The sequence below is a fragment of the Alphaproteobacteria bacterium SS10 genome, from assembly GCA_019192455.1.
Classification (GTDB): domain Bacteria; phylum Pseudomonadota; class Alphaproteobacteria; order TMED2; family TMED2; genus TMED2.
Window position 1 is genome coordinate 1,119,395 of the sequence record JAHCML010000003.1, and the last position, 13,736, is coordinate 1,133,130.

Annotated in this window: 12 protein-coding genes and 2 tRNA genes; 9 read left to right on the forward strand and 5 right to left on the reverse strand. The window is 56.7% G+C overall.

Annotated features, from left to right (window positions below; translation table 11 throughout):
• Positions 1 to 43 precede the first annotated feature (43 nt).
• On the forward strand, positions 44 to 1,261 hold the full coding sequence (locus tag KI792_05560; GenBank protein MBV6632487.1) for an OsmC family protein: 1,218 nt from the start codon (positions 44 to 46) through the stop codon (positions 1,259 to 1,261).
• Here KI792_05560 and KI792_05565 read toward each other — a convergent pair.
• From KI792_05565 to KI792_05575, 3 genes are all read right to left on the reverse strand, one after another.
• Entirely contained in the window at positions 1,242 to 1,688 is a 447-nt protein-coding gene (locus KI792_05565) for a hypothetical protein (GenBank protein MBV6632488.1), read from the reverse strand. The two genes, KI792_05560 and KI792_05565, sit on opposite strands and share 20 nt — an antisense overlap.
• Before the next feature lie 126 nt (positions 1,689 to 1,814).
• Positions 1,815 to 1,890, reverse strand: a tRNA-Asn gene (locus KI792_05570).
• Between the two features lie 122 nt (positions 1,891 to 2,012).
• Positions 2,013 to 2,086 (reverse strand) — tRNA-Cys (locus tag KI792_05575).
• 269 nt (positions 2,087 to 2,355) lie between these two features.
• Here KI792_05575 and KI792_05580 point away from each other — a divergent pair.
• From KI792_05580 to ilvD, 7 genes are all read left to right on the forward strand, one after another.
• A complete protein-coding gene (locus KI792_05580) occupies positions 2,356 to 3,009 on the forward strand; it encodes a protein-L-isoaspartate O-methyltransferase (GenBank protein MBV6632489.1) in 654 nt (217 codons plus the stop codon).
• A 57-nt stretch (positions 3,010 to 3,066) separates the two neighbouring features.
• Positions 3,067 to 3,381: a sulfurtransferase gene (locus KI792_05585; protein MBV6632490.1), complete on the forward strand. Its 315-nt coding sequence runs from the start codon at positions 3,067 to 3,069 to the stop codon at positions 3,379 to 3,381.
• A gap of 142 nt (positions 3,382 to 3,523) precedes the next feature.
• Positions 3,524 to 4,924, forward strand: a complete 1,401-nt coding sequence (locus tag KI792_05590) for a TolC family outer membrane protein (GenBank protein MBV6632491.1) — start codon at positions 3,524 to 3,526, stop codon at positions 4,922 to 4,924.
• Positions 4,925 to 5,042: 118 nt separating this feature from the next.
• Positions 5,043 to 5,684 carry a DUF2497 domain-containing protein gene (locus KI792_05595; GenBank protein ID MBV6632492.1) on the forward strand — a complete coding sequence of 214 codons (642 nt, stop codon included), beginning with the start codon at positions 5,043 to 5,045 and terminating at the stop codon, positions 5,682 to 5,684.
• A gap of 210 nt (positions 5,685 to 5,894) precedes the next feature.
• The gene (locus KI792_05600) at positions 5,895 to 8,537 is read left to right on the forward strand and encodes a valine--tRNA ligase (protein ID MBV6632493.1); all 2,643 of its coding nucleotides are present in this window, start codon (positions 5,895 to 5,897) and stop codon (positions 8,535 to 8,537) included.
• 48 nt (positions 8,538 to 8,585) lie between these two features.
• Positions 8,586 to 9,125: a PH domain-containing protein gene (locus tag KI792_05605; GenBank protein ID MBV6632494.1), complete on the forward strand. Its 540-nt coding sequence runs from the start codon at positions 8,586 to 8,588 to the stop codon at positions 9,123 to 9,125.
• A gap of 38 nt (positions 9,126 to 9,163) precedes the next feature.
• Positions 9,164 to 10,909 (forward strand): dihydroxy-acid dehydratase, encoded by a 1,746-nt coding sequence (gene ilvD / locus KI792_05610; protein ID MBV6632495.1) that lies wholly within the window; start codon positions 9,164 to 9,166, stop codon positions 10,907 to 10,909.
• 72 nt (positions 10,910 to 10,981) lie between these two features.
• Here the strand turns inward: ilvD and xth are convergent, their stop codons facing one another.
• On the reverse strand, positions 10,982 to 11,770 hold the full coding sequence (xth, locus tag KI792_05615; GenBank protein ID MBV6632496.1) for an exodeoxyribonuclease III: 789 nt from the start codon (positions 11,768 to 11,770) through the stop codon (positions 10,982 to 10,984).
• A 96-nt stretch (positions 11,771 to 11,866) separates the two neighbouring features.
• Positions 11,867 to 12,247, reverse strand: a complete 381-nt coding sequence (gene erpA / locus KI792_05620; protein MBV6632497.1) for an iron-sulfur cluster insertion protein ErpA — start codon at positions 12,245 to 12,247, stop codon at positions 11,867 to 11,869.
• A gap of 249 nt (positions 12,248 to 12,496) precedes the next feature.
• Between erpA and KI792_05625 the strand changes: the two genes are divergently transcribed.
• Entirely contained in the window at positions 12,497 to 13,732 is a 1,236-nt protein-coding gene (locus KI792_05625; protein ID MBV6632498.1) for a deoxyguanosinetriphosphate triphosphohydrolase, read from the forward strand.
• Positions 13,733 to 13,736 lie beyond the last annotated feature (4 nt).

Below are 13,736 nucleotides of genomic sequence, written 5' to 3' on the forward strand. Positions count from 1 at the left end.
GATCCAGCGTCACTGAATGAATGCGGCAGGAAAGACCAAGTAGATGAAGCGGCTCTCTCAAAAATTCGAATTCACCGGTGCCTTGGGCGATACCTTGGCGGGACTTCTCGAGCTTCCCTCGGGTAAACGGCGTGGGGTTGCCATCTTCGCCCATTGCTTCACCTGCTCGAAAGACAGCCATGCCGCCGCGCGTGTTAGCCGGGCATTGGCAGAGCAGGGGGTTGCTGTCCTCCGCTTCGATTTTACCGGCCTGGGCAGTAGCTCCGGCGATTTCAGTAACACCAACTTCTCTTCAAACGTTGAGGATCTGTTGGCCGCAGCCGCCGCGCTTGAGGATCAGTTATCGGCGCCAACCCTGCTTATTGGTCATAGCCTGGGTGGGGCGGCTGTCCTGATGGCGGCGGGGAAGCTACCCTCGCTCAAAGGTGTGGTGACCATGGGCGCCCCATCGGATGTGGATCATGTGAAGTACAACTTCAAAGCCGATCTCGACACTATCGAACGGGATGGGGTTGCCGAGGTGGATCTGGTTGGGCGCAAGTTCACAATCCGGAAGCAGTTCCTGGAGGATATCAAATCCCAGGATCTGTTGAGTGCGGTAGCGGCGCTTCCGATCCCCACAGCCTTTCTGCACGCACCAGGTGATGAGATCGTTGAGTATCGCCATGCCGAGGCGCTGTTCGGGGCGGCCAGCCATCCAAAATCGATTATGTCCCTAGACGATGCTGATCACCTGCTGAATAAGCGCGTGGGTTCTAGCCGTGCGGCGGATTTGATCGCGGGATGGGTCAATGGTTATCTGGATGCCCCAGCCGCGTCGGATGATGGTACACAGGCCCATGATCCAGCAGATCAGGTCAGCATGGTTGAAACCGGCGACAGTAAGTTTGCGCTGGCGGTTAAATCGGGCAGCCATGATTTGGTGGCTGACGAGCCTGCAAGTGTCGGGGGTAAGGACCTGGGCCCCGATCCGTTTAGCTATCTGATGATCTCGCTTGGTGCTTGCACAGTGATGACGATGCGGATGTATGCCGACCATAAGGGGTGGCCCGCGGGCAATCTGGGGGTTGGCCTAACCTATGAGCGACGCACGGATGAAGAGACGGGTGAGAAGTCACATGTCTTCGAACGTCGACTGACAGTAGATGGGGCCCTTGATCAGGATCAGCGTGAACGGATGATGGAGATTGCCAATAAGTGCCCAGTGCACCGGGTGCTGACTGAGGACCGGCCAGAGATTGTTACGCTGCTGGCCGATTAGCCTGTGGCTGCGGCGCATCGGGTTTGGCACCGCCATTGCGCCAAGCATCAATATCGCCAACCAGTTCCTTTGCGGCCCGGCGTTCGGCGACTTCCGTCTGAACAGCCTTCGCCACACGCTTTGCCTGCCACATGGGCGTGTCATCCAAGAGCAGGCCCTGGCTTGCCGCTGCGATCACATCGCGCGGTTTCTCATCAAAGGTGAGGTCGATATTGGTGCCATCAGCCGCGGTGATCTTACCGCGGGTTAGGCCCTCTTCGCGTAAGGACATGATGGCCGCTTGAACATCGCGGCGGCTGCCTTTGAGGGAGAGGGTGGTGCGCGGGTTATCCAGGTCGCCGTCATAGCTGACAGAGAAGCCGGTAATTGGGCTTCTCTCATTGCGTGGTTCAAAGACCAAGCTGTGGCTGTAGGCGACACCGTCCATTAGCGCGCGCTCCGGCAAACCGTGGATGACTGTTCCTATTCAAACAATCACGGCGTGGAGAAAACACGTAACGCTATTTGGTGCGGCGCAACAAATAGCAAGTGTGATGAGCCAATTTAGGGAAGTTGGCTCCCCGGGCCGGACTCGAACCAGCGACAGGGTGGTTAACAGCCACCTGCTCTACCAACTGAGCTACCGGGGAATACCAGTGCTATGCGGCTAAAGGTGCCGCCCAGCGATGTGGCGGGGCTTATAACAAAGCCCGACAGATCATGCCAGACTTTATCACCCCTTAAATGCCAAGAATTGGCATCTATGAGAATTTGGAGGCACGGGCCGGAATCGAACCGGCGTACAAGGCTTTGCAGGCCTCTGCATAACCACTCTGCCACCGCGCCTCTTAGAGTCTTGAACGGACAGCCATCTCAAGACCGGACGCCGGTATAGCGGGGTCGGTGGCGGCTGGTCAATCCATCCTGGTATCCATTCTCGCATGGCGGCAATTTGCCTGCGCTCATTAAACTGATGTTGATCCAGGCTTCGCTTATTGTGTCTGGGCGCTACAGTTTTTATACGTAGCGGCGAATTATCCGGGTCGCTCAACCGTTTAGGGCGTCTCGATTGGGTCTAAGTGACGGCAAGGCGGAGCTGAGAAATGGCAGTGACAATGGATTTTGCGCTCGCACGGCAAAACATGATCGATGGTCAGGTTCGCCCGAACGGTGTCATTGAGGGAAAGCTCGTCGAGGTGATGGAGCAGGTGCCACGGGAACTTTTCGTCCCGGCTAATCGACGCTCGGTTGCTTACATTGATGAGGATCTGCCCCTAGGTAGCAATCGCTACCTACCAGAACCGGTGGTTACCGGTCGCCTCGTTCAGGCATTGAAGATTGCCCCCAGCGATGTGGTTTTGGAGATCGGAGCTGGGACCGGCTACACAACAGCGATCCTTTCCAAGCTGGCCGCAACCGTGGTGGCGGTTGAGAGCGATGAGGCCCTATCAGCCCGGGCACAAGAAACCCTCGCTGAGTTGGATATCGATAATGTGGTCATGGTGAACCGGGACTACACCCAAGGTTACGCCGATCAGGCACCCTATGATGCGATCCTGATCAACGGGTCGGTGGCTGAGTGCCCTGAGAACATTGTCTCGCAGTTGGCGGAGGACGGCCGTTTGGTTTGTGTTGTTCGGGATGAGCGCTCAATGGGCCGGATCACCCTTATGCAGCGCGTGCGCGGCGTTACCTCTGAGATTGAGCTTTATGATGCCGGGACACCAATGTTGCCAGGGTTTGAACCCGCTGCTGCATTCGAGTTCTAGGCGATATCTAGACTGGGCTTTGAGAGAACTGACGACATGACAGATGCCGATTGGCCAATGGAAGTGGGCCCAGATTGGGTGAAGGCGCGCCTTGATAGCGGCGAGCCTCTACACCTGATCGACGTACGGGAAGCGTGGGAACGGGATATCGCTATGATTCGCGACAGTTTTCACATACCGATGGGCGAAATTGCCCAAAGGGTCGATGAAGTGCCGAAAGATAAGCCGGTTGTCGTAATATGCCGCGTTGGTGGCAGAAGCGCACAAGTTACGAATGCGCTGCGCCAGCAAGGCTTTGAAAATGTTATAAACTTGGCGGGTGGCACCAATGGTTGGGCCGCCCAAATCGACCCAGAGATGGATAGTTACTGACTAGAAATCTGCGCTCATACACAGGTTGGCCTGCTGTTCGATTTGACCTTCGAGGCGTTAACCGGCATGGCTGTTTTGTGTACGGGCCGACTTAATCAACCAAACAACCAGTTTGACGATCGACCCGAAAGGTTCTGAGAAGATGTCCGTTACATCACAAAATCATGGTGCAAAGCTCCGGCATATGCTGTTGAGCGCGGCTGCCGGTTCTGCCCTCCTTGTGGCGGCTGGCCTCGGCGCACCTGCACAGGCTCAAAGCTTCGACGAAGCGCTGCGCCTGGCTTATGAAACAAACCCAACCATCGATGCGGCGCGTGCTGACCTACGTAGTGTCGACGAATTGGTGCCACAGGCACGTGGCGGCTATCTGCCAAGCTTGATCGGTGACCTCTCCGCAGGGGTTGAGGATATTGAGCAGGACACCGGTACCCGCTCTGATGGCACCATCAACCCGTTGGCTGCATCACTGAGCTTGAGCCAGAATGTTTATCGTGGCGGCCGTACTGTCGCTGAGATCAGCCAAGCTAAGAACACTGTTTTTGCCCAACGTGGCAGCTTGTTCGACACCGAACAGGATGTCCTGCTTGCCGCGGCAACTGCTTACTTTGACGTTGTGCTCGATCAGGCGGTTGTTGAGCTGAACAAGAACAACGAAGGCGTTCTGGAGCGTCAGCTTCAGGCCTCTCGCGACCGTTTTGACGTGGGTGAGGTGACCCGCACCGATGTTAGCCAGTCAGAATCTCGTCTGGCGCGCGCTGTTTCGGACCGGATTGCCGCTGAAGGTAACTTGAACATCAGCCGCTCTGAGTTTGCGCGCGTTGTTGGTCAGATGCCTGAGATCCTGTCTCAACCAGATCTGAACCTGCCACTGCCATCAGCTATGGAAGAGGCGGTTAACCTCGCCCTTGATGCGAACCCAACCGTTTTGGCCGCTGAATTCTCAGAAGCTGCGGCGCGCGACGGTATTGATATTGAGTTTGGCGACCTGCTGCCGACCATCACGTTGGATGCAACGGCCCAGACCACGGAAGAGCCCAGCCTGTTTACTGACAGCACTGATAGTGTTGCGCTGACCGCGGCGGTTCGCATTCCACTCTATCAATCTGGTGTTGCAAGCTCCCAGGTTCGTGAGGCGAAACAAACCGCTGCTCGTGCCCGTCGTTTGGTCGATGAGGCGGTTCGGAACGTTACCGACACGACGATTGCGGCGTGGGAAGCACTAGAATCGAGCCGTGCACAAATCGTTTCTCGGAACTCTGAGGTCGATTCAGCAGAGATTGCTCTTGAGGGTGTTCGACAAGAAGCATTAGTCGGTTCACGGACGACTTTGGACGTTCTGGATGCCGAGCAAGAGCTCTTAGACGCGCAGGTTAGCTTGGTTACAGCCGTTCGAGACGAGGCTGTGGCTAGCTTCCAATTGTTGGCTGCGATCGGTTCTTTGACGCCACAAGCGTTAGAAATCGACGCAAATATCTATGATCCGACCGAACATTATGAGCGGGTTGAGGATAAGATTTGGGGTATCGGCACGTCACTTGACTAACTTTGGTCGGGTGATTTTGACACGGGATAAACTGCTAGGGTTGGCATCAGGCAAACCACTGTCCCTGGCTTATGGTTGTTGGACGAATGGAATTATTTAAGGGACTTTTGCAGAAGCCATGAGCGACCAGGAAGCAGACTCCCAACAAGAACCCTCCATGGAGGAGATTCTTGCGTCGATCCGCCGGATTATCTCTGAAGACGATCAACCCGGTGAGGAAGGTGGCGATGCTGAGGCAGCGCCACAAGACGATGCTGAGATGGAGGCCGCCGCGCCCCCACCACCGCCACCGCCGCCTGAACCAGATCCAGAGCCGGCGCCGGAAGTGGACTCCGCACCAGAGGTAGAACCCGAGCCGGAGCCAGCGCCAGAACCGCCACCGCCGCCTCCGCCGCCACCTCCACCACCGCCGCCGACCCCGTCGGCGCCGCAGGAGGATGTGCTCGAGCTGACGAATGTGGTTGAAGAGGCGCCGAAACCAGCTGGCGACCCCTATATCGATCTTAATCGCCCGCCCATGCAGTCGCAGACCATCGTCTCCGACCAACCGGCGATGTCGACCAGTGAATACTTTGCCCGCTTGGCAATCATTGCGCAGGAGCGTGGCCAGCTTGGCGGTAGCATTACTGTTGAGGAAATGGCTCGCGAGCTGATGCGTCCGATGCTGCAGGCTTGGCTGGATGAAAACCTGCCGCGCATTGTGGAGCGTCAGGTGCAGAACGAAATCGAGCGGATTGTACGCAAGGCCCACGATCTGTAGGGACGGCGCATCCATTTGACGAATTGAGACGACGGCCCGGTAACCCGGGCCGTTTTCTTTTGGCGGGTTGAGAGAGGACCCTTTCAAATTGAGCGACATCAGGTAAAGTCGCGCATCTCAAAGGCTTTAGGCGTTAGCAGGCGCCGCTTCAGCTTTTGAAACCGATAAAAATCAGACACTTGAACCCAAGACAGACCAAGTATCAGACCCATGTTGGATAAGACTTTCGAACCCGCAGCTGTTGAGCAGAAGCATTACGCCCAGGATGAGGCGGCCGGTCGGTTTGCCGCCGACCCGACTAGCAACGCGGTACCACATACGGTCATGATGCCACCGCCGAATGTCACCGGCAGTTTGCATATGGGGCACGCCCTGAACATGACGCTTCAGGATGTCCTGACCCGGTACCGCCGGATGCAGGGCCGCGATGCCCTGTGGCAGCCAGGTACTGACCATGCCGGTATCGCAACCCAAATGGTTGTTGAGCGACAGTTGGGTGAGCAGGGCCAAACCCGCCATGACCTCGGCCGTGAGGCATTCATCGACCGGGTTTGGGAGTGGAAGGAAGAGTCCGGCAATACCATTACCGGTCAGCTTCGGCGCCTTGGTGCCTCACCAGATTGGCCGCGTGAACGCTTCACCATGGATGAAGGCCTGTCCGTCGCCGTGCGGGAAGTGTTCGTCCAGCTCTATAAAGAGGGGCTGATCTACAAAGATAAGCGCCTGGTGAACTGGGATCCGAAGTTGCACACCGCGATCTCTGATCTTGAGGTTGAGCAGAAGGATATCAACGGCAATCTCTGGCATTTCAAATATCCACTTGCTGAGGACAAATCCCGCTTCCTGATTGTTGCGACCACCCGGCCAGAAACCATGCTTGGTGATACCGCCGTTGCGGTGAACCCCGAGGATGAGCGCTACAAAGACCTGATCGGCAAGAAGGTTGAGCTGCCACTGGTTGGCAGGCTGATTGAGATTGTCGGTGATGATTACGCCGATCCGGAAACCGGCAGTGGCGCGGTAAAGATCACGCCCGCCCATGACTTCAACGATTTCGAGGTTGGGCGTCGCCACTCGCTTGAGATGATCAACATCTTTGATCAAGACGCCAAGCTGAATGATGAGGTGCCTGAGAAGTACCGCGGCATGGATCGGTATGAGGCCCGTAAGCAGGTCGTTGCCGATCTTGAAGAACTCGGCCTTTTAGACAAGATCGAGCCGCACCAACATACCGTGCCCCATGGTGACCGATCCGGCGTTGTGATTGAGCCTTGGCTAACTGATCAATGGTATTGCGATGCCAAGGCATTGGCCCAGCCGGCGATCAAGGCGGTTGAGCAGGGCAAAACCGAGTTTGTGCCAAAGAATTGGGAGAACACCTATTACGACTGGATGCGCAACATTCAGCCCTGGTGTATCTCACGTCAGCTTTGGTGGGGGCATCAAATCCCCGCCTGGTATGCCGAGGATGGCACTGTTTTCGTTGAGGAAACAGAGGAACTAGCGCTCGCGGTCGCTGAGAAGCATTTTGGCGAGGCAACCGCATTGACCCGCGATCCGGATGTGCTCGACACTTGGTTTTCCTCGGCGCTTTGGCCGTTTTCGACCATCGGTTGGCCGGAGAAGACCCCAGAGCTGGGTAAGTACTATCCCGGCGATGTGCTGGTCACCGGGTTTGACATCATCTTCTTCTGGGTTGCCCGAATGATGATGATGGGCCTCCACTTCATGGGGGAGGTGCCGTTCAAAACGGTCTATATCCATGCCCTGGTCCGGGATGAGAAGGGCCAGAAGATGTCAAAGTCCAAGGGGAACATCATCGACCCGTTGGAGTTGATCGACAGCTATGGCGCTGACGGCCTTCGCTTCACCCTGACATCGATGGCGGCACCGGGCCGGGACATCAAACTGTCTGAGCAGCGGGTTCAGGGATACCGCAACTTCGCTACCAAGCTCTGGAATGCAGTGCGCTTCTGCTTGATAAACGAATGTCGCCAAGTGCCTGATTTTAATCCTGAAAACCTGAACCTACCGGTTAATCGCTGGATTGTTGGTCAGGTTGCAGAAACTGGCGCAACCGTCTCGCAAGCACTCGATAACTTCCGATTTGATGAGGCCGCAGCGGCCATCTACCAGTTCCTATGGGGCACGTTCTGCGATTGGTATCTCGAGTTTACCAAGCCGGTGCTGCAAGAAGGTGATGACGCCGAGAAGGCGGAAGTTCGGGCAACAGCGGCCTATGTCCTCGACCGTGGCTTGCATCTTCTACACCCAATGATGCCGTTCCTGACCGAGGAACTGTTTGAGCATGTGCGCCTGGATGACAAGCAACGCTTGATCGTTAGTGAATGGCCGGAATTCGAAGCCGGGCAAGGCGACCAAGATGCGATCGCTGAACTGGAATGGACCATCTCAGTCATCTCCGCGATCCGCAGTGCCCGTTCGGACTTGAATGTCCCACCAGGTGCCTGGCTGAAGGGGCTGGCTATCGGTGCCGATGCTGAAACAAAGGCTCGGCTTGAGCGGCAAGAAACATTGATTAAGCGTTTGGCCCGATTGGATAATATCGATGTCACTGATGGTCCAATCCCAGATGGTGTGGCCCAGGCGGTGATCGGTGGTCTGACCATCGCCCTGCCACTTGCTGATGTGATTGATCTGGCCGCCGAACGCCAACGCCTCGCCAAGGAATTGGATAAGGTGACCAGCGAGATCGGTAAGATCGATAAGAAGCTGGGGAACGAGCAGTTCCTGTCTAAAGCACCGGAAGACGTTATCGAAGAGCAACGGGGGCGCCGGGCGGCGGCCGTTGAGGTTCAGGATAAAATCAAACAGGCCCTTTCAAGGCTGTAACAACCAATAACCAATTGATAAGGCAGCCAGATGAGCAATTCAGGCCCCATGAGTTATCTGCAGGAGACCCTGTTCTCCGGTGAAGAGCTGGTCCATATGGGCAAGTTCCATTGGATCTATGATTTCACCGCCTACAGCTATCTGCTGCTACCGGCGCTGGCGGGGCTTGCGGGTCTCTTTTATCTGCCGCCGCTGATTGGCCAGTACATCCCGGCCAGCATGGAGGCGAAGTATGTTGCCGGCGGCCTCTTTGTCGTGCTGACACTTTATGGCTTCCTGAACTTCCTGGTCATGATGTTGCGGAAGCGCGCGACAGAGATGGTGGTGACCAACCGCCGCCTGATCTTTAAGCGCGGCCTCGTCGCTCGTCGTACCGATGAGGTGAATATCGACCGTATTGAGGGCTGTAATGTCTTCCAGAGTTTCTGGGGACGCATCCTCGGTTATGGGATTGTGGTTGTGCGCGGCACCGGTATTGGCGAGATTGTCCTGCCCGTGATGGAGGAACCGCTGCAGTTTCGCCGCGCCATCGATCACGCGCAGATGACCGAGGAAGAGCTAGAGTCCGAGCAGGACCAGGCCAAATAACCTAGTAAATTCAGATCTTAGGGAAGGGTTTCTGAACCATGCCGCTAGACGATAAGCACGGCGAAAAGCCATCATGGGACAAGTCTAATCTGCCAAGCCGCCATGTCTCCGTTGGGCCAGAGCGGGCACCACATCGCTCTTACTATTACGCCATGGGCATGACGGATGAAGAGATCCGCCAACCTTTCATCGGTGTCGCGACCTGTTGGAATGAGGCGGCACCCTGTAACATTGCCCTGTCACGGCAAGCACAGGCAGTAAAGCTGGGCGTTAAGGCAGCCCACGCAACGCCGCGCGAGTTCTGCACGATCACCGTGACCGACGGTATCGCCATGGGCCATGCCGGAATGAAGGCGTCACTGGTCTCCCGTGATGTGATTGTGGACTCCGTCGAGCTGACCATGCGTGGTCACTCTTACGATGCCATGGTCGGCCTGGCCGGCTGTGATAAGTCACTGCCGGGTATGATGATGGCCATGGTGCGCCTGAATGTGCCGAGTGTGTTCCTTTATGGCGGTTCGATCCTTCCAGGCCGCCATAAGGGCAAAGACGTGACGGTTCAGGACGTGTTCGAGGCCGTTGGCCAGCACTCCGCCAACAATATGAGCGATGATGAGCTGCGCGCCCTTGAGTGCGTCGCCTGCCCATCGGCTGGCTCCTGTGGTGGTCAATTCACCGCCAACACCATGGCCTGCGTCGCTGAAGCGATTGGCCTTGCCCTGCCAAACTCATCGGGCGCCCCGGCACCGTATGAGAGCCGCGATGCCTATGCTGAGGCGTCGGGTCGTGCGGTTGTGGACCTCATCAAGTCAGGCATCCGCCCACGGGATATCGTCACCCGTAAGTCGCTTGAGAATGCGGCTGCGGTTGTGGCGGCAACCGGCGGTTCGACCAACGCGGCACTCCACCTGCCGGCAATCGCCCATGAGGCGGGGATTGATTTTGATCTGCATGAGGTGGCGGAACACTTCCGTAAGACGCCTTACATTGCGGATCTGAAGCCAGGTGGCCGCTATGTCGCGAAGGATCTCTATGAGGTTGGCGGTGTTTCCATCGTTATTCGCGAGCTGCTTGATGCGGGCTTCCTGCATGGCGACTGCATGACCGTGACCGGTAAGACCCTGGCCGAGAACATGGCCGATATCACCTTCCCGGATAATCAGGATGTGGTGCGCCGGGTGGCGACACCGCTGTCCACCACCGGTGGTGTTGTTGGCCTCAAAGGTAACCTCGCGCCAGAAGGGGCGATCGTTAAGATTGCCGGCATGCAGAACTTGAAGTTCACCGGCCCAGCCCGCTGCTTTGACTGTGAGGAAGATGCTTTCGCTGCCGTTGAGCGCGGTGAGTACGAGGAAGGCGAAGTTCTGGTCATCCGCTATGAGGGGCCAAAGGGCGGCCCAGGCATGCGGGAGATGCTGGCAACCACGGCCGCGCTTTATGGCCAAGGGGCAGGGGACAAGGTGGCGCTGATCACCGATGGCCGCTTCTCTGGTGCCACACGCGGTTTCTGTGTTGGCCATGTGGGGCCAGAGGCTGCCATTGGCGGTCCTATCGGCCTCTTGAAAGATGGCGATATGATCACCCTGAACGCTGAGACCGGCGAGCTGTCGGTTGATCTAAGCGATGAAGAACTCGCCAAGCGTCGGGAAAGCTGGAAGCCACGGACCACTGATTATCAGTCAGGCGCCATTTGGAAGTACGCCCAGACAGTCGGTAGTGCGGAGAAGGGCGCAGTCACCCATCCTGGTGGCAATGCTGAAACCCATTGCTACGCTGACATCTAAGCTAAGTAAGTATAGCTAAGTGATTGAGGCCCCAGTATTATGCTGGGGCCTTAATTGTATCCGGGTGGCTGGTTAGTCGTTCAACTCAACCAGGATTGGCGTGTGGTCTGACGCTTTTTGTTGGCCCCGTGGCTCCCGATCAATCCAACAGCGTGATAGGCGATCCGCCGCTTCCGGGGATAGCAGGAAGTGATCGATGCGGATGCCTTTATCCTGTTGCCAGGCACCCGCCTGGTAATCCCAGAAGGTGTATTGCCCGGCCTCATTGTTGAGGGCGCGGAAAGCCTCAGTCAGGCCCAGATTTTGCAATGAATGAAATGCCTGCCGGGTTTTGGGCAGATGCAGGGCATCTTTGTGCCAGACGCTGATATCGGCGGCATCTTTTGCCGTCGGGATAACGTTATAGTCACCGCCGAGCACAAATGGCGTTTCATCCGCTAAAAGTGTTTGCGCGCGGTGCTTTAGCCGCTCCATCCAACCTAGTTTATACAGATACTTCTCAGATGGGCTGTCGATATCGCCCGGGGGGTTGCCATTGGGCAGATAAATCGTCGCCAGGCGGAGGCCATCAATCTCAGCCTCTAAGTAGCGCGCCTGTTCATCGCTCTCATCACCGGGCAGGCCCTCGAGCACATCATGGATTGGTGATTTCGAGAGGATCGCCACGCCGTTGTAAGACTTCTGCCCGAGGACGGCGAGGTTGTAGCCAAGCTCCTCAAAGGGTTCCCTAGGAAAATCAGGGGTTTGCACCTTGATCTCTTGCAACAGGGCGATGTCAGGCTGAGTGGTTTTGAGCCAGCTGGTGATGTTATCGAGGCGGGCGCGGACGGAATTCACATTCCATGAAGCGATAATGGTCACGGGGTGGGGCAGCCTTTAAGGACCGGGGGAAACACCGGCAAGACTTAGACCCCAGCTATCGGGCGGGCAAGGCCGCCGAATGCGGTTTATGCGTGATTAGCTGATTGAGAACGAGGTGCCGCAACCGCAGGCACTATCGGCATTTGGGTTATTCACCTCAAAATAGCTGCCGACCAAATCCTCTTTAAAGTTCAACTCTGCCCCGTTTACGAGGTCGAGTGAGACATCATCGACAAGCACGGAAACATCACCATTTTCAAAGACATGGTCGTCATCATTGATGGTCTCATCAAAGTCGAAGATGTACTGAAAACCAGAGCAACCACCACCGGTGACACTGACCCGCATCATCAGGCTCGGCTTACCCTCAATGTCACGAAGCTTCGCGATGCGCTTAGCGGCGCTATCGGATAGGGCAAAACTGCGGCCGGCTAAATCTGGGCTGGTGCTGGCGGTTTCTGTTGCGACGTCAGACATGTTCAATCCTCAACGCTGATCCTGCTTGCTGTTTCACAGGGGTCCACTGGTTGGCCAGTTGAAGCCTATGAAATGGTTAGTGAAAGTATCGGTTGCTAGGGATCGCCTGTCAAAAAAACTCGTCACCGAAATATCGCGGTTTTTTCCGATTGGCCAATTGGCCGCGTCAGCCTTGCCGCAAAAGGGCTGGCGGCGTAGGCTCCACGCCGATTTTCGCATTTTTCCGCTGCCTTGAGGCTACCCTGCGCAATGCCCGATACGGCCCCTAAAAAATCGAGCCCGTTTGTTCCGGTCTTTTACCCCCATGCGGATTACGCCTGTGATCCCACGGCGAGCCGGGGACGGGTACTGCCTGAGGCGGAAAGCCCAACCCGCTCACCCTTTCAGCGTGACCGCGACCGTATTGTGCATGCTGGCGCATTCCGCAAGCTGAAGCACAAAACCCAAGTCTTTGTGTATCACGAGGGCGATTACTACCGGACCCGGCTGACCCACAGCCTTGAGGTGGCACAGATTGCCCGGTCAATTAGTCGACAGCTAAGCCTGGATGAGGATCTGACCGAGGCTGTCGCCCTGGCCCACGATATGGGGCACACCCCATTTGGCCATGCGGGTGAGGATGCCATGGCGGCGGCCATGGCTGATTACGGTGGGTTTGACCACAATGATCAGGCGATCCGGGTTCTGACCCAGTTAGAGGCGCGCTATGCCAACTATGACGGCCTAAACCTGGCCTGGGAGACGCTGGAAGGGGTTGCGAAGCACAACGGGCCTTTGATCGCTGAGGGTAGCAAGCCCGTACCGCCGACCATCGCCGCACTCGATAAGGCCTTCCCGTTAGATCTGGCCTCCCATGCCTCATTGGAGGCGCAGGTGGCCGCCTTGGCCGATGATATTGCCTATAACAACCATGATTTGGATGACGGGCTGCGAGCTGGCTTCTTCTCAGTCGATGAGGTGGCGGAGCTCCCCATCGTCGGGGAGACCATGCGCGATACGCTGGATCGGCATCCTGGGCTTGAGCAAAGCCGTTTGGTGCATGAGGTGGTGCGCCGGATGATCACCCTGATGGTTGAGGATGTTCTGGCCCAAGCACGTGAGACACTGAGCCGTCTAAAGCCCGAAAGCGCAGACGACGTCCGCAATGCTGGTGAAACTATTATCCGGTTTAGTGACCAGATGCTGGCGGATGAGCGTGATTTGAGGGAATTCCTGGCAAGCCGGATGTATCACCATTACAAGGTCAACCGCGTGACCTCGAAGGCGGGACGGATTGTCCGCCAGCTCTTCGATTTGTTCTTTGCGGAGCCAGAAACCCTGCCAACCGATTGGCAGAACAAGGTTCGGGCGGCGGCAGAGAGCAGCGGGGACGAGGATATGGGCAAGGCCCGAACAATCTGTGACTACATCGCCGGCATGACCGACCGATATGCCATGCGAGAGTATGAGCGGCTGTTCGATCTTAGCTTTCGAAACAACATATAACTGA